Source organism: Pseudoalteromonas sp. P1-30, from assembly GCF_001400005.1.
In the GTDB taxonomy this organism is placed as follows: Bacteria; Pseudomonadota; Gammaproteobacteria; order Enterobacterales; family Alteromonadaceae; genus Pseudoalteromonas; species Pseudoalteromonas atlantica.
The window spans coordinates 65522-86425 of the sequence record NZ_LKBC01000013.1; the positions used below are offsets into that span (position 1 = coordinate 65522).

Annotated in this window: 18 protein-coding genes; 9 read left to right on the forward strand and 9 right to left on the reverse strand. The window is 40.8% G+C overall.

The features are described 5' to 3' along the window. Positions 1-217: 217 nt before the first annotated feature. From AN395_RS15965 to AN395_RS15990, 6 genes are all read right to left on the reverse strand, one after another. Positions 218-1063, reverse strand: coding sequence for a DUF4198 domain-containing protein (locus AN395_RS15965; RefSeq protein WP_054983578.1), 846 nt, complete (start codon positions 1061-1063; stop codon positions 218-220). A 34-nt stretch (positions 1064-1097) separates the two neighbouring features. Then, entirely contained in the window at positions 1098-1607 is a 510-nt protein-coding gene (locus tag AN395_RS15970) for a DUF2271 domain-containing protein (protein WP_054983579.1), read from the reverse strand. Beyond that, positions 1607-2239 carry a PepSY-associated TM helix domain-containing protein gene (locus tag AN395_RS15975; RefSeq protein WP_004586014.1) on the reverse strand — a complete coding sequence of 211 codons (633 nt, stop codon included), beginning with the start codon at positions 2237-2239 and terminating at the stop codon, positions 1607-1609. Before AN395_RS15975 ends, AN395_RS15970 begins: the two co-directional genes overlap by 1 nt. A gap of 122 nt (positions 2240-2361) precedes the next feature. Then, the gene (locus tag AN395_RS15980) at positions 2362-2760 is read right to left on the reverse strand and encodes a YbaN family protein (protein ID WP_054983580.1); all 399 of its coding nucleotides are present in this window, start codon (positions 2758-2760) and stop codon (positions 2362-2364) included. A 128-nt stretch (positions 2761-2888) separates the two neighbouring features. Continuing rightward, positions 2889-4208, reverse strand: coding sequence for a hypothetical protein (locus AN395_RS15985; protein WP_054983581.1), 1320 nt, complete (start codon positions 4206-4208; stop codon positions 2889-2891). 102 nt (positions 4209-4310) lie between these two features. Then, positions 4311-4793, reverse strand: a complete 483-nt coding sequence (locus AN395_RS15990) for a MarR family winged helix-turn-helix transcriptional regulator (protein WP_004586011.1) — start codon at positions 4791-4793, stop codon at positions 4311-4313. A 532-nt stretch (positions 4794-5325) separates the two neighbouring features. Here AN395_RS15990 and AN395_RS15995 point away from each other — a divergent pair. The 4 genes from AN395_RS15995 to AN395_RS16010 all read left to right on the forward strand — a co-directional run bounded on the left by AN395_RS15995 (position 5326) and on the right by AN395_RS16010 (position 11304). Then, positions 5326-6186, forward strand: a complete 861-nt coding sequence (locus AN395_RS15995) for a D-hexose-6-phosphate mutarotase (protein ID WP_054983629.1) — start codon at positions 5326-5328, stop codon at positions 6184-6186. Between the two features lie 21 nt (positions 6187-6207). After that, a complete protein-coding gene (locus AN395_RS16000) occupies positions 6208-6741 on the forward strand; it encodes a PH domain-containing protein (protein ID WP_095206679.1) in 534 nt (177 codons plus the stop codon). Then, positions 6734-8278 carry a PH domain-containing protein gene (locus AN395_RS16005; protein ID WP_054983582.1) on the forward strand — a complete coding sequence of 515 codons (1545 nt, stop codon included), beginning with the start codon at positions 6734-6736 and terminating at the stop codon, positions 8276-8278. The genes AN395_RS16000 and AN395_RS16005 overlap by 8 nt, the downstream gene beginning before the upstream one ends. Positions 8279-8484: 206 nt before the next feature. Next, positions 8485-11304: a PD40 domain-containing protein gene (locus AN395_RS16010; RefSeq protein ID WP_054983583.1), complete on the forward strand. Its 2820-nt coding sequence runs from the start codon at positions 8485-8487 to the stop codon at positions 11302-11304. Between the two features lie 84 nt (positions 11305-11388). On the opposite strand, the gene AN395_RS16015 is transcribed toward AN395_RS16010, so the two are convergent. Both AN395_RS16015 and AN395_RS16020 read right to left on the reverse strand, forming a co-directional pair. Beyond that, positions 11389-12534, reverse strand: coding sequence for a lipopolysaccharide assembly protein LapB (locus AN395_RS16015; RefSeq protein WP_054983584.1), 1146 nt, complete (start codon positions 12532-12534; stop codon positions 11389-11391). A gap of 48 nt (positions 12535-12582) precedes the next feature. After that, positions 12583-13716, reverse strand: a complete 1134-nt coding sequence (locus AN395_RS16020) for a PepSY domain-containing protein (protein WP_024033989.1) — start codon at positions 13714-13716, stop codon at positions 12583-12585. Between the two features lie 364 nt (positions 13717-14080). Between AN395_RS16020 and AN395_RS16025 the strand changes: the two genes are divergently transcribed. From AN395_RS16025 to AN395_RS16040, 4 genes are all read left to right on the forward strand, one after another. Then, positions 14081-14695: a PQ-loop domain-containing transporter gene (locus tag AN395_RS16025; protein ID WP_054983585.1), complete on the forward strand. Its 615-nt coding sequence runs from the start codon at positions 14081-14083 to the stop codon at positions 14693-14695. A gap of 71 nt (positions 14696-14766) precedes the next feature. After that, positions 14767-15591, forward strand: coding sequence for a hypothetical protein (locus tag AN395_RS16030; RefSeq protein ID WP_054983586.1), 825 nt, complete (start codon positions 14767-14769; stop codon positions 15589-15591). Continuing rightward, on the forward strand, positions 15588-16061 hold the full coding sequence (locus AN395_RS16035; protein ID WP_054983587.1) for a pilin: 474 nt from the start codon (positions 15588-15590) through the stop codon (positions 16059-16061). Before AN395_RS16030 ends, AN395_RS16035 begins: the two co-directional genes overlap by 4 nt. Before the next feature lie 19 nt (positions 16062-16080). After that, the gene (locus tag AN395_RS16040; RefSeq protein WP_054983588.1) at positions 16081-16869 is read left to right on the forward strand and encodes a PhzF family phenazine biosynthesis protein; all 789 of its coding nucleotides are present in this window, start codon (positions 16081-16083) and stop codon (positions 16867-16869) included. Between the two features lie 42 nt (positions 16870-16911). Here AN395_RS16040 and AN395_RS16045 read toward each other — a convergent pair whose 3' ends face one another. Further along, positions 16912-19422, reverse strand: coding sequence for a zinc-dependent metalloprotease (locus tag AN395_RS16045; RefSeq protein WP_054983589.1), 2511 nt, complete (start codon positions 19420-19422; stop codon positions 16912-16914). 290 nt (positions 19423-19712) lie between these two features. On the opposite strand from AN395_RS16045, the gene AN395_RS16050 reads away from it, so the two are divergent. Beyond that, on the forward strand, positions 19713-20897 hold the full coding sequence (locus AN395_RS16050) for an efflux RND transporter periplasmic adaptor subunit (protein WP_054983590.1): 1185 nt from the start codon (positions 19713-19715) through the stop codon (positions 20895-20897). Positions 20898-20904 lie beyond the last annotated feature (7 nt).

The following is a 20904-nucleotide window of genomic DNA, read 5'->3' on the forward strand; positions in this document are numbered from 1 at the left end:
ATGTAGGCAACAAAGAGTTTATCGCCCCTAGGCAGAACCCGAAGGGCAGCACATGTTTGGCATTTATGCTGCGTTATCGCCTATTTATGGGGAATAACCACACTTCATAGGCTCTGCCTTGCCTAAAAACCAAACACACTGCTGCAAATTCAACCATCAAAGCTCAACACGCCCTGAAAACTTGGCCTTAATTTATTGTGTAAATTGCGTGAAAAAATTATTCAGGCGCTACTTCTAACGTCGTGAATAAAGCATAACGACCGGCATCTACGCCTTCTTCGTTTACTTTAACTTTGTTAGAGGTTTCGATTAGGTATAGGCCTGGCTCTTTCCAGGTTGTGCTAAACATGCCGTTTTTGTCGGTTGTTACTTTTATTTCGCCACGTTCGTTACGGTAGCGTGTATCGCCTTTTAAAATGCTTACTTCAATGCCTTCGCCCGCTGGCTTGCCATCTTGTAGTAACTGAAAACGCGCTTGCTCGCCAACAAATAAATCGTTTGGATGCGTTGGGCCGCTAAGCTCAAGGCCTAAGCCAAGTTGTGCAGGCTTAGAAGTACCGTTACGGCTTACAAATGTATCTACTGTAGATATAACTTTAGTTGTGGTTACATCTTTTGCATTGCTTGGTAATTCAGCTTCTGACTTTTTACCAAATACGCGCTTGCGCTTACCTTCTTCGTTTTTGTAGAAGGTCATGTACATTGGCTTTTGCGTCATGGCAATGTGGTAAGTACCTTCTTCTTTTAGGCTTACCGCCGCTGAGCTTTTACGCTTTAGGTAATAAGCACGAATGGTCTCAGATACTTCTTCATCGTTTGGAGCAAGGGCCATAAGTAGTGTGTCGTCGTACTCTGCGCCTTTTTCTTTTGGCTTAAAGGCTTTGTCGGGTGCAAATATTTCGTTAGAAATACTCGCGTCAATCATTACGTAGTGCGCTTTGTCGCCAGATAATGACGTATGCGAAGGTAATAACCAGCGCCCATGTGCACTTGCCGATGTAGATACCAGCGCCGATAAGCTAAGTGCGCCAATTAAAGCCGTTTTTAATAAATTAATTTTCATTGTATTTCCTTAAATTCAAATGATTCAGTAGCAGCTACTTAGTGCTTACGGTTACAAAACTTGTCGAAAATTCTTTTTTACCTTCAATGGTCACTTTGCCAGCTTGCGATAAATCAAGCTCTACGCGGCTGTAATCACGGCCGCCTTCTTCGCGCACAACCTCAATGTTTAAAAGGTATTTGCCAGGCTTTACGGCATTGCCGTCTAAATCTTTACCTTGCCAGTTAATGGTGTAAGTACCTGCACGCTTAGTTGCACCACTTATGCCGTCAAAGTTAATGTCGGTTTTACCCGCTTTACGCCACCATTGGCGCAAATCTTTAAACCATTCTGCTTTTTGAACCCATAGCGCAAGCGTCGTTACGTGTTTACGCTTTGGCGTTTCTAGCCAAACAGCTACGTATGGGCGATGGTAAGGTTGTACATCAAGATCGGGTAGGGTTAATTCAATCTCTAGCTGTGGCGTTTGTGCCTGCGCAGTTGTTTGAAATAATGCGGCAACCATTAATAGTGCTGCACTTAGTACCGTACTTACTTTTAACATTAAGACACTCCTTTAATTTGTGGCACCCAACATAAATAAATAACCAAAGGCGTTGCTATGCCTAAAACGGTTATCCATATTCCTGCTAAGCGTTTTTTTCTGTTTTGAAATAAAATAATCATCCCGGTGATTGAAAAAATAATCATCAATACCGCTGAAATATCAATAACCCAGCTCCACACGGCGCCACTGTGGCGGCCTTTGTGTAAATCGCCAATCAGGCTTAAAAAGCCACCGGTTTGGTAATCTAGGTTTAGCTCACCGGTTGTAAAATCAAGCTCTGCGTAAGCAAAGCCTGCCGGTAGTGGGTAGTCGAGCATAACCAGCGCGTCTTCTTTTTCCCACTCAATGCTTTTAACTTTAGTGAGCGCGTATTGCTCGGCAAAAAACGCTTCTATGTCTGGGTAGAGGGTGGGTAATGTATCTAGTTGAGTATTCGCTTTAGCCATTAACGCTTGAGGAATAGCGGTACTTACTTGGCCGTTGCTTTTGTCGTTTTTAAGCCAATCAACATGGTTAAGTACAATGCCGCTAACGCAAAATAAAATAAGCAAAAAAAACAAAGCTGTAGAAATATAAATATGGAGCGCACGGCTTGTGCTGTACAAAGCCCGCTTATTAATAAACGCCATAGAAACAGTAATTAAATTAAATTTAGAACATGATAATCATTTGCATTAACCATTACAAATTTACTTACTTAACTTTACATTAAATTTTTGCCTAAACGGTGTGTGCATGCAAAAAAGGGCGGTTATTTAGCGCTAGGTGGGTGCGAGGGCCTTAAAATTAGGTAAATCATAACGGCTATTTCAATTACGCCAACAAGGTAAATAACCCAAACAGGGGCGTTTGAGTAAAGCAAAAATACAAAACCAATTAGCATACCAATCGCGGCGTAGCATTTTGCTTTTACAGGCACTACTTTATGCGCTTGCCATTGTTGTAAGGTAACGCCGTAACGAGGGTGGTTAAGTAGCCAGTGTTCAAGCGCCGGTGATGAGCGAGTAAAGCAGGTAAGCGCAAGAATAAAAAAAATGGTGGTAGGCATAACCGGCAGCACAATACCAACAATGCCAAGAGCCACTAACAATAACCCAAGTGCTTTAAGCCATAAGTTTTTATAACAAATAAATACTGCTTTTATATTCACTTAGGCTCTTTTAAGTAATGGCTGTTAGTTAGGATTGTAGGCCAAATAGTTATAAAATCGAACCCTATAAACGCAAAAAAGGGCAAACTAAGTTTGCCCTTTTAAAATACTAAATATGTTTTACTTATTTAGAAGTAGTAACCTACGTTGATGTTAAAGCGACGTTCTGTGTCGCCATCACCTGCAACAGAGCCACCAATAAATGGCTGGTTACGTGCTTGAATAAAGTCAAAGTAAGTAAATAATGCACCGGCCGATACGCTCATGCCTGTTACGTTCATCCACGTATCTGGGCTGTCGTCAGACTTGTCGTAAATAATGCCGTAATCGTTGTAAAATTGAACGCCTGTTACTGGGCCCCAATCAAGCGATAGATCGTAAGCTACGTTAAAGTTGGTCATGGTTGCTTCGCTTGATACGGTATCGTAGTAATCAAACGCGCCAACTACAAAGCGGTTGCTGTTGTCATCTAGGTCGTAGTCGTACTCGCCGTGCTGAAATTGAATATTCCAGTTATTAATTTGGCTATTTACATGAAACGCCCATGCACCGTAGTTACCCGCACGGTCGTTACCGTCGTGCAAACCACCGCTTAGTAGTGATACGCCAATATCGGTTTTAGCGTTTTCACTGTGCTCTATTTGATACACTGTACGACCAGCAAAAGTATTGTACTCACCAAGGCGCGAACCTGGTGCGTCGTAGGTGCCTTCGGTTGTTGCACGGCTACCAACAATATCGTAAGAGTAACGTTCGTTAACTTCTGAGCTGCCATCAACGCCGCCTACTTCATCATTTTTGAAAAAGCCGAGGTCTAGTTTCCAGTTGTCTTTAAGTTTACGGTTTACTGTTACACCTAAATCAAAGTCATCTTCTAGGCCAACGTAGTAGTTGGTGCTAAAAAAGTAGCTGTGTGAGTTGTATGGGCCGTTACCAAACGGTACAGGTGCAATACCAGCTTGCGCTTCCCAGCCATCTGTAAATTCGTAACCTAAGTATGCATACTTAACAATGGTCATGTAATCGTAAAAACGAAAATCACCATTTACAGAAATATCGCTAATTTCACCCGATAAGTTAAGGCGAAATACTTCAAAGTCTAAATCGCCGCCACGGTCTTGCGTGTCTTCATCGTAGGTGTTTGTGCTGTAGTTAAAACGTACGGCACCGCCAATTTTAATGCCTTCATCTTCTTGTTCAGGCGCAGCGGCGGCAACAACAACTTCTTTGTTGTCGGCCTTTTTACTGATCTCGGCAACTTGTTGTTCGTGTTGCTTGTTGATTTGGCTTTGCTTTGATTTTTCATCAGCAAGCTGCTGTTCAAGCAACTGCATTTGTTGCTTAAGCTGCTTTAATTGGCTTTGCAGTGTGTCGAGATCGGCTGCATTAGCTGTGCTTGCTGCACCGCCAAGCATTAGTGCTAGCGTTAATTTTGAGAGTTTAGTCATTGTTGATGCTCAGGTTTTGATTAAAAAATAAAAAAATTCAAGGTGCCCAAAAGCCCCTTACGAATGATGTAAGAACTAATTTAAATTTATTTTTTATTTTTTTTATTTATTTGGTGTTTGAGTTAACGCACCTACCTCTAACAGAGGTGATGCATCTAACTTATCAGCATCCATCATTGCTGCAACGCGTTGCATAGATGAAAGTAATAAACTTTGCTCCCACTCTGCAAGTGCAGAAAACTTTTCAATAAAGTGTTCTTGCAGTGGCTGAGGTGCTTTTTCTAGTAACTCTTTCCCTTGCTCGGTGAGGTATAAGCTCACTCGGCGTTTATCCATTTGACTACGAACGCGTGTTACAAGGTTTCTGCTTTCTATTCTATCAAGAATATTAGTTACAGTAGCCGGGCTTAAGTTAACATTCTGAGCGATACGGCTTGCTGTTATTCCATCGGTGTGCGCTACTTCTTGCATTATAAGCAATTGTGGGCCTGTTAAACCTGATGTTTTATTTAGCTGCTTAGAATGTAAGTCAATCGCGCGGATTACTTTACGTAAAGAAACTAATAATTCGTCATATTTTTGCATTTGCTTATCTCGTCGATGGGCCAAAGGTGTGCCGTAATCGCGAAATGTTACACATCAAATAAATTGAATTCAAATAATAAATTAAGCTTGAGCCCATGTTTATTGGTTTTTATTAGTTTGAGCAGAAACTAAAATAGTATAATTTTGTTTAAAACTTATTAAATGTTATTAGCATATTGTTTGCATTGTGGTGCGCACACTACGTATGTTGTGAATAATTGGCAAGTCTTATGGTTTAGACTTTAGTATTATACCCACCTGCATTAATACCTTAATAAATTTAACATGCGTTTGCCTAAGCTTAGCCGCGGTTTTACTGCCCTAAAGCATGGGCATTATTTATACGCATTAGTGTTATTTATAACAGCTGTTATTAATTGGTAATTGTTTGTAAGTTAGCTGTGTATGTATTAATCGCCAATGAACAAATTATGCACGCAATGTTTAGTGAGTATAGCGTATACTTTGCACATGCATTATTGTTTATATGCACATGTTAAAAATCTTTAATATCAGCATTGTAGGGAAAAACATGAAATTATCGCCATCAGTTAGCATTGAACAAAGCGAAACCGGCCTAGAGTTTATAAAAGTTGCGAGCTCAAAGTGTGATGCAAAAATATTTTTGCAAGGCGGGCAAATTACCGAGTTCATCCCAAAAAATAACAAGCCACTTATTTGGGTCTCTAAAAATGAGACGTTTCAAGAAGGGGTGAGCATTCGCGGTGGTATTCCTATTTGTTGGCCTTGGTTTGGTAATCATGAAAACCAAGATTGGCCAGCACATGGCTTTGCACGTACCAGTTTATGGCAAGCTGATGCTGTGCATGAAGATGATGAGCACATTACAATTAGCTTAAACTTACCCATGAAGTTAGTTAACCCAACGTATTGGCCGCACAACTCGGCGTTAAAGGTTGAGTTTGTATTGAGCGAGCAATTACAGGTGCGTTTAACAACCACTAATTTAAGTAATAGCTCTTTTAGCTATACGCAGGCTTTGCACAGCTATTTTCCTACCTCAGATATAAAACACACCCATGTAGAAGGTTTACAAGGCGCGCAATATATTGAATTTGGTGAAGGGCCGTTTGCGCAAAATGCGCCAGTGGAGTTTACCCGCGAAACCGATATGGTTTATACCCAGGCCGCTAAGCAGCAACACATTCACACCCCAGATGGGATTATTAATGTAAGCCGCGAGAACTCAAGCTCGTGTGTGCTGTGGAACCCATGGATAGAAAAATCTAAGCGTTTATCTAATTTTGCTGACGATGAATACCTGAGCATGGTGTGTTTAGAAGCCGCCAATGTGTTAGAAGATAACGTGACACTTGAGCCTAAACAAAGCCATACGTTAGTTACTACAATCAGCTGGGCTAACAGTCAGTAAATAGGAAAGGTACTTAAAATCGTGTTTGATAATCAGCAAGTAATGGATTTACCAAAGCATAGCGAAATACAGCTCAACCCCTTGGCCGATAAAGCGTTACTACACGTGCAACTTAATTGGCTGGCGTTTTACATTCCTTTTTGCGCGGTACTGTTTGCTGTTTGTTACTTTAACGAAGCGTTTGCTAACAAAGCACAAACCTACTTGCTGATAGGCGTGCCTATTTTAATATTGCTTTCAATGCTTTATAACGCCCTGAGTATTAAGCTGCAGGGCTTTGCGCTGCGCAATCACGATATTGCGTTTAAAAAAGGGGTTATTTGGCAGCAAATAACGATTTTGCCCCTCGCGCGCGTACAGCATATGGAAATTCACCAAGGCCCCATTGAGCGAAAACTAAAGTTAGCCAGTTTAAAGTTATTTAGTGCCGGCGGGGTCAGTGCTGATTTACAAATAAGTGGCTTAACCCACGAGCAGTGCAAAAACATACGCCAATTTGTACAAAATTATCGCCAAGACGGCACACCCGCGCAGGTTGAATTAGCAAATGAGTAATACCATTAGCGAGGAGCAAAGTAGCTCACTACATTGGCAAAAAGTATCGCCTTGGGCGGTGTTGTATTTTGTGGTGTATTTTAGTGTGCGCTTTGTAAAAGACGGGCTTTTAAACCTGCTGCCTATGCTTGTGGTGTTTGTAACACAAGTAGAAAACAAGCTGTTTTGGGCGCAAGTTGCAGGTGCTATTGCGTTAGTGACACTGCTAATATATTCAATTTTATATTACATAAATTTTAAGTTTTGCATTAGCGACGATCACGAAATTTTGCTTAACAAAGGGGTGTTTAAAAAAGAGCGCCTAACGCTAAAGTTTTCGCGCGTGCAAAACGTTAATATTGCTGAGCCCTTTTATTTTACGCCCGTTAATTTGGTTAATTGTATTTTTGATGCCGCAGGCAGCGTAACCCAAGAGGCGGTATTGCCAGGTGTTACCAAAGCCTATGCACAGCAAATGCGTAAACAAATTTTTGCCTTTAAAGCGCAGCAGCAACCCGACGAGCAAACACCCTCAAGCGAGCATTTTGAAGCAGAAAATAGCTTACGTATCAGTAATAAAGAAATCGCTAAATTTGGCTTAATGTCTAATATGGCTATATTAGCAATGGCCGCTATTGCGCCTTTTATAAATGTGTTGGTTGATTTTTTAGAGCAGCAAATTATTGCTAAGGTAGAGGGGTTTTATCAGCAAGAGCTTGGTTTACTGGCAAGTGCTGCAACCTTTGCCATGATAACGCTTATTGCTTTGCTTGTTTTAACGGCTGTGATGTTGTCGGTAGGTATGTCGCTTATTCGTTTTTATAACTTTGAGCTTTACTTTAAAGGCCAAAAATTTAAACGTATTGCCGGCTTATTAGAGCGCCATCAGTTGTCTATGAGCATGGATAAAGTGCAATCTATAGTTATAAAACAAAACCTAATGGGGCGGTTACTAAAGCGTTTTACCGTTGAGTGCTTACAAGCAAGTAGCGGCGGTATAGCGGCGGGTGTAGCTGCTAAAAAAAATAAACAAACCTTAGTGTTACCCGTTTTAAATAGCGAGCAAGTAGATAGCGTTTGCCAATGGATTTACCCGTGGTTTAATAGCAAAAAATTGCAGTTTAACGGCGCAGAACCGGCCTTACTTTATAAAAACTTGAGCTTTTATGCCTTAATTCCAAGCGCTATTGTACTGTTAGGCTGTTATTTAGGCGACTTTAATGCCTGGCTTAGCTTGGGAGTATTACTTATTTTAGCGGGGTTGGTAACGCTTGCTTATCAGCGTTATGGCTATTATTTGCATGAAGACAACGGCCGTTTTTACATGGTGGTACGCAAAGGTATGATAGGGGTGCATTACCGTGTGTTTGAACTGTATAAAGCGCAAAGTGCACGCAGTATTAGTACCTACTTTATGCGCCGCGCAGGGCTTAAAAGCCTGTATATACAACTTGCATCAGGGTTTGCCTTTATGCCCTATATAAAGCAGCAAGATGCTGATTATATAATTGATTTTACTCTTTATCAGGCGGAGTCAACGCAGCGTAACTGGATGTAATTATACCAATCGACTTACATATTTAGCCTTTTTAGGTTGCCAAATAAAGCGTTAACGGCGTTATTGATTTTTCATGTAAAACAAGGCATTGCTTAATTTAAAAGCTTATAAATTATACACTTTCATAAGCTTTGTTACATTTTTTTACTGCAACATTAGTTGGTTTAATAATACTCTAAGTGGTATCAATCATTTAAAGGATTATTATGAAAAAATCATTCATCGCTGCCTCTTTGTTATTAGCCACACCTACCTTAGCTGCTGATTGGCAAACTATTCATACCGAGCACTTTAATGTGCATTACAGCACCGAAAACGCCGATTATGCTAAATCGACAGCGGTCGAACTTGAAATAGTACGCAGTAAAGTGCTTGAGCAGCAAAACCGAGCGCTTGATAAAGTAGTTGATGTGGTGGTGTTTGATCCCCTAAATGCGCCAAACGGCTTTGCTTTACCTACTTCTAATAATCCTTTAATGGCCCTTTTTACCACGCCCCCGCAATCAGACACGGTGATTTCTAATATTAGTGGCTGGCAGCAATTACTGGTATTGCACGAATATATTCACTTAGTGCATTTAGCGCAGCCCACACGCAACACGTGGCAGCAAAAAATACGGGGTGTGTGGGATATTTACGACTTAACTTACAGTGACATGCCGCGCTGGGTAGCCGAAGGTTATGCAACCTTACTTGAGTCAAAAATGACGGGCCGAGGGCGACTATTTGATAACTACACTGAGTCAATACTCATTGAGTTTGCCCAGCAGGGGGCATTGCCTAGCTATAGCCAGCTAAGCGATACAGAGGGCGGTTTTATGGCTGGCTCTATGGCGTATTTAATGGGCAGCCGGTTTTTAAATTGGCTAGAGCAAACTTATTCAGCGCAAATGCTCGATGCTGTTTGGACTCGTATGCAGGCAGTTAAAAAGCGCGATTTTAACGAGGCCTTTACTGGGATATTTGGCCAAAGTGCAGCTAAGTTATATGGCCGCTTTATTGCACAATATACCTATAAAGCGATGGCAAAAGAGCAGTCAGAGCCTGCGCTTAACAGCGAGCTGTGGTTAAAGCTTAACTTATATGCAAGCAACCCTGCGCTTTCAAAAGATGGCAGTAAACTTGCGATTGTTGAGCGCGATAAAGATAAAAAAACTAAGCTTATTATTTATAGCACGCAGGATAATACTAAAGCTGAAGATGAATTTACAAAAGCACAAAAAGCGCTATTAGAAAACGATGCATTGGATATACCCGATAACGCCCCGAGTGTATTTAAACGTGAGAAAAAGCACGTATTAAATCAAATAAACAGAGCGGGAATTGCTAATCCACAATGGGTAAATAATAGTACACTTTACTTTAATGCTTATACACGTGAAGAGACGGGTATTTATAACAAAGTGTCTGATATTTTTAGTTATAACACCGAAACCGGAAAAGTTGAGCAGTTAACTAAACTTGCTGGCTTACGCCGCTTTAGTGTTACAAACAATGGAGAAACCCTTTACGCCGAGCAAGTACGTGGTGGCTACTCAGAATTAGTAAAAGTAGACTTAACAACGCAAACCATTACCCCTTTATTTACTAAAAGCTTAAAAACAGCTTACGACTACCCAACTTTTAGCCCTGATGGAACCCAACTAGCTTATGTATCAGCCAATTTGAATGAGAATTGGCAATTGTATATACAAGATATTGCCAATAATACTCGCCAAGCCGTGCCTATGCCAAACGGGTATCAATACCTAAGCCAACCAAGCTTTAGTAAAAACGGAGAAAAAATTGACTTTGTAGCCGGCTTAAAAGGCTCAACTGATATTTATAGCTACCATATTGCAAGTAGCACATTAACTAAACTTACCCAGGGCCAAGAAGCCGTTGCCCACCCGCTAGAAACAAACGAAGGGGCATTACTTTATTTATCTATCACTGCTGATGGGCCTAATGTAAAGCAATTACCGAGTACGGTAGAGGGTGAAATAGTCACTGATTTAGCACTTGATAATAGCGCGCCACTGCTTTTGGTTGATCAGTACACTTTGCCTAAAGCAAAAATATATAGCGAAAATGTAGGTAAACAAAGCAGCTACGATGTGCTTGATCAGCATGCGAGTTTAGCGCTAGGCGCACAGTATTACTCGGCCGCTTCAAGTGCTTTAAATATAAATATTAAAAGTAGTGACTTACTTAAACAGTTAGACCTTCAAGCGGGCTATAGTGTTGATTTAAATGATGATGCTTTGCACGGTGGGTACGCCCAAGCAAAATACAATGCACTGCCAGTTAAGCTTAAATTGAGTGTATTTGATTATGATTTAAATACCGCAAAACAATACCAAACGAGCGAAAATGCAGATGTATCTGCACGAGGTGGTTTTGCAGCCTTAAGTTACCCGATTAAATACGCGGCGTTTAGCATAACGCCAGAGCTGGCTTATAACTATACCGATTATAAGCAAGACTATAATAAATGGGCACGCATAGGCATTACACAAAGCTGGCAGTACGACCGCCAAGCATTTGCTATAGGGCAAAGTGTTAATGCCCGGTATTACGATGGCAGCAGTAAAAACAAGAGTTGGGATGGCTATGATTTAGCGGCCAAAGTATTTGGTAAAGCGTTTGATGTGCCGCTTTATATTAATTTTACTCAAAAGCAGCGCGATGATAGCAGCTTAGTGCTAGGCGGATTTAGCTCAAACCTAATTAGCGAGCACCAAAATAGTGAGTTTGTGCTTTCATCAGAGCTGCCATTTTATAGCACAACTGCTGAGCGCTACATGGGTTATGGCGGTGGTTTTAGCTTTAAAGAAGGCATGCCGTGGCTTTATTACAAACAGCATCAGGTAGATGATGCGGTATACGCACAAAGTTATGGTTTAAAATATCAAGGCAATTTTAGCTTTGGATTAGGCCCCGTCGGTGTGAACGATTTAACCTTTAATATGGGATTATCCCGCGTTGAAGGCGATAGCTTTGAGGATGAAATGCGCGGCTGGTTGAGCTTTTACTACTCGCTTTAAGTAAATTGCTATAACACGCTAATGCACTTGTGTAATAAGTGCATTAGCAAAAGCCGTGTTTAAACTAATTTAAAATACCGATGGTTAATTGTGCTTGTTTAGCGACGCAAGCTTAGCTTGATATACGTTTAGCCTTTCTTTATTGCGCTCATACTGGATGGCTTTTTCAAGCAAGCTTTGTGTTTGCGCTGTGTTACCTTGTTGGTAGCGAATTTTAGCCAGCTCTAAATAGAGCTCCGATATATAAGGGGCTTTTGCAATGGCAAGTTCGAGTTGTTTTTTAGCTTGAGTGACCTTGCCCTGATGTAAGTTATTTTTAGCAATAACGAGTAGCTCGTAGGGATCTTTTTCTTTATCAACAAGCTGGCTTGTTAGGCGTTTTTCTAGTGTTTTATCTCCCAGCTCTTTTGCTAATATTCGATAGTTATTAATTAAATTTATACTTATATCGTTTCTATCAAGCGCGGTTTGGTAAATCATGTGAGCGCTTTTTAAATCGCCTGCACGGCGGTGCAGCACGCCGGCTATATTAAACAGCTCTGTATCGTTTGGGGTAAAGCGGTTGGCTTGCATAATTAAAGAGTAAGCCTTATTAAGATTGTTTTCGGCTAGTGCCGTAGCGGCTAAGTTGCTATAAAAATTAGAGAGTAAATCGTTATACGTAGCGCTGCCTGAATAAAAGCTGCCACGAGTGGGGAAGTAATCAATTAACGTGCCTGCGCGAATTATTACAATAATATCTTCATCTGTTTCTTTTTTTGGGGCGTAAATTTTCGTTCTAAAGTGGTTAGCAACATAAATTACATTGCCTTCTTTGGCATACACAGGTTCGCTCGTCATTTCTTGAAAGCTGGTTTCGAGATTTAAAAGCTGCGCATAGCTTTGCGTAAGTATGGCTAAACTAATGCAGTTACCTTCTGAGCGTTCAATCGCTTGTTGGGCTGTGAGGGTGGCGCCATCATACTTAAAGTTGGTGAGCTGGTTTTGCAGGTAATTAAAAATAATTTCATCAGCGCGAACATTGCTTAAACGCGAGTGTGCGTAGGCTAAAAACGCGCTTTCTTCAGGCTCCGACAGCTCAAAAATACTGTGCTCGCTAGGTGTTTTAACCTGCTCGAAAAGCGAGTGATTTATTATATGGGTAAGTTGTACTTTTTTAATTGGCGTTTCGGGCGGGGTGCTACTGCAAGCAGTTAGCAATAAACTAAGTGTAAAAACTAAATATTTCATATATCACCTCACTGTGATTTTTAACATTACAGTGAGGTGATTTTTTAATCAAGCACTTACGGTGCGGTGTTTACTTAAGCGGTTTTTTTGAGACTGTTTTTTACGCTTACGGCGAGTAAACCATAAATAAAAGCCAGTACCGCCAAGCCAAACAGGGCTTAAACCAATAACACACCAAATTATTTTACTAATGAGCCCTGCAAAATAACCAAAGTGTAGTTTTCTAAAGCTATCAATTACTTGCCAACCTACACCCACTTCGCGAATGTCCCAGTTAGCCATATGCTCGCCCGTTAGCTTATTGTAAGTCACGGTATTGGCATATTCACTGGCAAGCGGGTTGCTGGTATCAACCTCACCAAATAACGTTATGTTTTCGTCTGGCTCAAGCGGCATTACTAAAAACGTACCATTAAAGGTGGGTATTTGCTTTTGGCTGTCATCAAGTACGTGCTGAAAAGAAATCTCTTCATTGTATAAATTTTTAGTTAATACAAAGTGCTCTTCTTCTGCGTGTTCAATTACTTCGTGATACCACACCGCGCCGTTAAAGTAGCCGCCGGTGATGGCTAAAATTATAATAATTGGCGAGCCAATTACACCGGTCATTTTATGAATGTCGCTAAGTACTATTTGCAATGTGGCGCGCCAGCGTACACTAAATAACCGCTGCCAAAACTTACGATAAATAATAAGACCTGTAATACCCAGTACTAAAAAAAACACCGCAAAAAAGAACCCTAAAACAGTGCCAGTTTGCCCTGGTAAGCTTTTTAAATCGTTAAGTAAAAAGGTGTAATGTAAGTCTAAAAACCAGTCGGTAAAGTAATGGCTAGTGCCTACTGGCTCCGATAAAATATTGCCCGTGTATTGATCTAAATGAAATTTATACCAGTCCTCTGTACCGCGTTTAATTAAATAAACCCGATCAGCAGTATCATCGTTAAATATTTCCCAGCTACCAACAACATACTCAGGGTAGGTTTTTTGAGTTTTTGTTATAAGTGTATCAATAGGTAAGCGGTTGGCTTGTTGTTGTACAACAAAGTGACTGTCTGGCATTAGTAAGCCGTCAATCTCGCTTTTAAATACCAAAACGCTACCAGTTATACTGATAACAAGCAGCGGAATAAGCGCTATAAGGGCTACCCAGCTGTGAATTTTAAAAAGTGTTTTTCTCATAGTTTATTTTTTGTGTAATTGCCACAGACCTGCGTATGATAACAATTATCAGTTCTATTTCATAGTTGTGCGATGAATGCACAACAATTGTTTTAGAGCGAGCCGATCTCTAGAGTAAAATGCGTTTAAGCTGTGGTGTAAGGTTGGTAACTTTTAAATGCAAAGTGGCTCTGGTGTTCACTTAAAGTAACGATTTTTGTACAGCTATCTTGCCAGTGCCTAATATAGGTTTACGCTAATTTGTTGAGTAAAATGTATTCATCATTACAATGCGCGCTCACTTTAAAACCCTTTTAAAAACATATGTTTATTTATTGTTTCAGGCGGGTTTTATATTAACATTTAAGTAACGAGCGAGGTTGTTTTGGCGCACTATCTACCTATTTTTTCGGCTTTTATTTTAGTTTTTAGCTTTTTACCGCTATTGAGCAAAATTAGAAAGAATCGCAGTGTGTCGGGGTTATCACTATTAATGATGACCTTTGGTTTAGCACAAAGTCTCTACTTTATTACCTACAATATTTATTTTGAACGCTACTTTATTGCTTTACCATTTTTTGTAACTGGGGCGCTAAGTGGTCTAATTTTATATTACTTTGCACGCTATAACGCCGCAAAAGCTGAACGTATACAGCTTGTGGCTATGCTTGGCTTTTCGTTATTACCTTTTTTATTGCTGTTAAATAAAAGCTTAGAAACATCATCGGTGCTCAACGCCCTTACATACGTAGGGCTGGTAATGAGCTCAGTGCGGGTTATGCCGCAAACGTATAAAACCTTACGCAGTGGTAATATTAGCAATTTAAGCGCCCGCTACTTTAGCTTGCAGTTTGTAGCAGGTACTTGTGGCTTATTTGTAGAGCTAAGCAGTGCTATGCCCAGCACCTCGCATATTTTAATGTTTGTTATGCTACTACTTACAAATGCCGTGCAATTTGCATGTATGCAATATTATAAAATCCGCCCCGCAATGGCTTAAAAAACAATCGTCTTCTATTTATATTGTGCTAAATATGTGGCAAGTTACTTTATCAAATAAAAGGATAAAGTATGAATTGGAATCAGTTTGGCTACATTTGCCGTGTCTATAGTTCTAAAACATTAAGTGCCGCACAAAAAGAAGAGCTAACCACACAATCGTATTTAGCCGTTTATGCTAATAAATACGCAGACAGTAAATTAGCCAATTGCCTTGCAGCAAAATTTGCCCTGCAAGATGCAGGTATTTTGCAAAAACAAGCCCTGCATTATCAATGTGTACCGCAGCTAGTTAGCGGGTATAAATTTGAGCACAAAGGCATTTTTAGCTATTTAACTGCTGTTTTTTTTATTTATGTTTTTTCTTCGCTTTTATATCAGTCTTTTGTTGTTCCTACATTTGTAGAGATATATAGCAATCATATGGCTTCTTCCGCGCACACCTTAGATGATTACTTTTCTTATTGGTATGTGCCAATTATTCTATTGGTTTTACTGCAAAGCATTATTTTTATAGTAATTTTTAAAATTAAAAATGCATGCGCTTTAACCGACTCGCAGCCTTTTACTGGTTTATCAAAAGCTTTACTTCCTCGCAGTTTAATTAAGAAATACGATCGCCTAATGACAACGCTTAACTTTGCGGTAAATTTTAAAGAGGATGAAAACGCCGCAATAGTCGAAACTAAACATTTGGCTAAGTGTGATTCGTTAGGCTACGAAACTCATGAAGAGTTTAAAGTGTTACTTGAGCAGCAGCTGGAACAATTTAATGTGCAGGCTAAAGGCTTTATAAATAAGCTGGTTATTCTGTATGGATTAGTCATTGTTGTGTCAATTTACTTATTTGTGAAAGCGGCTTACCAACCAATTTTTATGCTAGGAGAAGTGTTATGAAGTCAAAAGGATTTACGCTAATTGAATTGATGGTCGTAATTTCTATTATTGGTATTTTGGCGGCCGTTGCTTTACCTCAATACAGTAAATATATGCAAAAAGCTGAACTTGTTGATCCGCTTGCTATGGCCGCAGTAATTAGAGAAGACGTAACTACGTATTACATTGAAAACAGAGCGTTTCCTAAAAATAATAAACAAGCAAATGTGCCTGAAAGTAAATATTTAATAGGAAATCGAGTGACAGGTATTGCCATAGAAAACGGTGCAATTAACATTAGCTTGGGGAATAAAGCCTCGCAGCCTTTGCAAAATACAGTTTTAACTTTTAGACCCGCAGTCGTTACTAATAGCCCCACAAGTCCTATTGCATGGTTATGTGGTTTTGATGAACCTGTTGTAGGGATGCAAGCTGTGGGTGAAAATAAAACGACAGTACCTAAAGATGTATTACCTTCGGCTTGTTTATAACTAATTTAGGGGGGAACCCATGCAACTCACCATCCATCAAATTGATGCGTTTACCAGCGAGTTATTTAAAGGCAATTACGCGGCAGTGATCCCGCTTGAGTCGTGGCTTAGTGATGAGTTAATGCTTAATATTGGCGCTGAAAATAATGTTTCTGAAACTGCGTTTACGTGCCCTCAGGCAGATGGCAGTTTTTCTATACGGTGGTTTTCACCATTAATGGAAATAGATTTTTGCGGCCACGCTACGCTCGCTGCTGCGTATGTTTTATGCGAGCAGCACAACCTTAGCCAAGTGCGCTTTAACGCCGCGGCTGTAGGGGAGCTTATTGTTAATAAAAATAGCGATGGCAGTTTTGCTATGACCTTTCCTAAACAAGCGCCAGATGAAGTACAAGCGGTACCCGATGCGCTATTGAAAGGGTTGTCTATACAACCTATTAAGGTGCTTAAAAACCGCCAAGCATATTTTGCTATATACGAAAATGCTCAACAAATTCATGATTTAACCACTGAGTCTGATTTGTTAAAAACCTTATATCCACTTGATGTGGTCGCCACAGCGAGTTCTGCTGAGTACGATATTGTGTCTCGTTATTTTTGGCCAGCAAGTGGCGGCGAAGAAGATTTTGTTACGGGCTCTATTCACACCGGCCTTGCCCCTTACTGGGCACAGCAATTAGGTAAAAATAAATTAAATGCGTATCAGGCTTCAAGCCGTGGTGGTTTTATACAATGCGAAGTAGGCGAAAATACAGTGACCTTAACCGGTAACGCTGTGCGGTATTTAAAAGGCACAATTTATTTATAAATTAACAGGCCACGTATTACGTGGCCTGTTTGATTTAGTTAGTTAAGCTTCTAACGCTTTAGCAATTAAGTGATCAATATACTTTTTATGCGCTTTAGTTGCTGTATCGGCTCCCCATCCTACGCTTGTATCAGCTATTTGTGTTAACTGATAGAGCGCGGCAGTTTTTGCCAAATTGTCGTGTTTACTGGCTTTGCCTAGGCCTGCAATAGCAATAAGCTGATTTACATACTCTATTTGTAGATTGCGGCTAATAGACGTGCTCTCTTTGTTATCAACAAAAATACTGGCAGTTAGGTCGTCCATAAATTGCGTTAGGCTATATTCGTTACCGTACAGCGCGGTGTCTGAAATACGCAGCATAACAGCAGGGTGCAGCAATTGCGCAAGTACTGTTTTTTGCATGCCTAAAATCATTTTGTGCGCTTTAGGGTCTTCATTTTTACCATAATGGCTAAAGCCGCGACGTTGTTGCTGTAAATAGTTATACAGTGGTTGCATGCTAGTGAGTACATCTGGCGCAAATACATATTTAGCAAGTATGTTCATTGCTTGTGTTTGGCGCTCAAGCGGTACGGGGGTAAAGGGTTTATCAGCATGCTGGTCGCCCACAACGGCACGTTCAACATATACACCACCTATTTGGCGAGAAACAATGCCCGCTTGCGAGCGGTATTGGCCAAATAAACTATTAGCTGAGGTAACCAGCTGTTGGTAAGACTCACCCTTTACTGTGGCTTTATCTTTTAGCTCAGTAAATAGCTTATTAATTAGCGCCATACGGTCGGCGCCATAGGCTGCAGGGTTTGATGAAAGGTCGCCTATCATTACGCGCGGGTCTATATGGCGACCCGGTGCGCGCATGTCGTCGGCATCGTTACCAAAGGCAAGCGCATGCTCGCTAGAGCGCGCTAATATAGTATTTAGGCGTGCGCGCTCTGCGGCTTTATCTTCAAGGGCTGTGCTGTATCCATAGTTTATAGCCCAGTCGTCATAAGGGCCTGGCTTGGTTTGAAAAATATCGCCTTGCTGCACACCAATGGGTGCTATGTTGGCCGGCGCATAATCCATCACTGAGCCTGTAACTATGCCTTGGGTTTTGGTTTTATCATGAACCTCTTTTTCATCCCACAAAATAGACGATTTCATATTGTGGTTTAAGCCTAGTGTATGGCCTACTTCATGAAGAATTAACTGAGTTAAACCTTGGCGAATCATTTCATTGTCATCAATCGAGGCACCTGTTGCTAAGCCTTTAGCAAGTAATAGGTTTTGTTGAATTTCATGGCCTAGTGAGCAATTTAAATCGCCACTTGTGTGCAGGTTTTCGCCGTGGCTCATTGTGCCTTGTGTGTAAAGCGTGTCGTAAATCCAGCGGTTTTTCATAAACACAAACTCAAGCATAATGTCTGAGCCAAGTATTTCACCTGTTAGCGGATTAGCAAGAGCCGGCCCGTAGCCACCAAATGGTGGTTTAGGTGATGATGTCCAACGTAATACGTTGTAGTTAATATCACCAGCATCCCAGGTTGCGTCATCGGGTTGTACTTTAACTTCTAGTGCGTTTTTAAAACCGGCTTTTTCAAAAGCGCTATTCCAGGTAAGTACGGCATCGCGTATTGTGTCGCGCCACTCTACTGGGGTGGTATTTTCTATCCACCAGGTAATTGGCTTTACTGGCTCAGAAAGCTCAGCACTAGGGTTTTTCTTTTGTAGGTCCCAGCGTTTAATAACATCTTCATACGGTGCCCAATCGGTCGAGGTCATTAGATCAAATTGATTGGTGAAATAGCCTATGCGCGCGTCATCTTTACGTGGTTTATAGTCGTTTTTTGGTAATGCAACAAAAGAGTGCTGCACCTTTACAGAGACATTGCGCGGGTCGCTTACTGCGCTTGTACCACGCACGGTGGGGCTGGCATTACTAAATACGTAATCTACAACCACATCTAAGTTATTTGGGTAAGGACGCTGCTTAACAATACGCGACTTTTTGCTGTTTAATTTACCCACTTTAAAGCGTTTTTTAGCTTTTTTATCGGCTGGGTTTGGCGTTGGCGATACCTTGTGTAGCGCCTCACTTAAAAATAGCTTGTTGACCTTAAAGGCTATTTTTCCTTGTTCTTCTTTTTCTATTTTAATGCTGGCTAAAACGGCTTCGCTAATATTGGCATTGCTTGCTTTGGCAATGGCACTGTTTTGATCAAATTTATAGCGAGGGGTTTTGCTAACTATATCTATGCGGTCAAAGTATTTTCTAAACTCAATAAGCTTGGTTTCTCTATAGGCACCGCGATAATGCCCAGCATCAGTGACACCGTCGACTGTATGAGCAAAGTATACAAAAGGGGTATTAAGCTGCGATTCGGTGATCACCATTAAGTGCTCACCGGTTTTTGGGTCTTGGTATAAATTAAAAATACCTGAAAATTCGGTTTGTCCTTCGACCATTTCGCTTAGGGTTTGTGGTTTTTTGTCTTCTTTTTTATCGCTAGCCAGTGCGTGGCCGCTAAGCGCTACACTAAGTGTTAGCGCAAGGGTTGTTAATTTCATTGTAATAATCTTTTTCGCTGTTATTTATTTAGTGTGACTGTACGTAAATTAAAATTTGTTCGCACATCTTCTCGATGAAATAATAGCCTAAACCTGTAATGTGTTGATTTTAAATAGTAAAAGTTTGTAACAAAATATAATAAATGCGATGAATAGCAGGTGTTTGTTAACGGGTACACAGCTATATTTAGTTCCCAATTTTATTTGTAACAGTTGCTTACAAATGTCAGGTTAATGTTTTATTGCGCTCTGTTATTATAGTGTTAGTAGAAATATGAGGTAATTAGGATATGCAATCAAATTCACTGAGATGGGTGTTCCCATTTGTAGCATTAGCCATTGGTGTAGTGGGCTTTATGGGAATAAACGCTATTGCACAAGAAGATCAAAGTAAAACAGCAGTAGATACACGCCCCACCGTGCAAGTTGAGCCTGTAGAAGCTAATAATCATCAAGTAATAATAAACAGCTATGGCGAAATAAAACCATTAGAAAACACGCAGTTGGCGGCGCAGGTGTCGGGCGAGGTAATTAGTTGGCACCCTAACTTTGTAGCGGGTGGCGTGGTTTCTCGTGGCGATACACTTATTAGCATTGAAAAAGACAACTACGAAGCAGCCGTATTGGTAGCCGAAGCCGATTTAGCGCGTGCCAAAGCGGCCTTAATTGAAGAGCAAGCGCAGGCAAAAGTAGCCGAAGACGAAGCAAAGCGTTTTCCGAGTAAGGCACGTACCGACTTGTTTTTACGTAAACCGCAGGTGCTAAGCGCCCAAGCAGCGGTTAAATCGGCGCAAGCCGCATTAAAAAGAGCGCAACGCGATTTAGAAAACTGCGATATAAAAGCACCTTACGATGCGCTTGTTATAAGCCGCAATGTGGGGGTAGGCCAGTTTGTGGCTATGGGCGCACAAGTGGCCGATTTAAATAATATAGAAACAGCAGAGGTTATTATTCCTATTGCTGGTTTTGATAGCGTATTTTTACCGGAGCGAATTAAGGGCATTAAGGCCACTATTATTCAAAAAGGTTTAAACAGTTTTACACGTGAAGGCGTGATTGACCGCGACCTAGGTATTGTAGATAACGCGACGCGCATGAGCAGCTTAGTGGTACGTATTGAAGACCCATACGGCTTAAAAACACAGCAACCGGCTATTAAATTTGGCAGCTACGTGCAGGTTAATTTTGCAGGCGCCATGCTTAATAATATTTACCGTTTGCCGCAATCATTAGTTAATAACCAAACGGTGTGGATAGTTAACGAAAACCAAGAGCTTGAACCGCGCAAAGTAACCGTAGTGAGAGAAGAAGGCGAGTACTTTTATATTAGCAGCGGACTTAACGCCGATGATAAGTTGGTTACCACGTTACCTGAATACCCACAAAAAGGCATGCAGGTTAAAGTGGCTGGCATGGGCGAGCCAAGTAACGCTAATACAAACACCGAAAGTAGCGCTGATGCGCAACAGTTGTAAGGTGTAA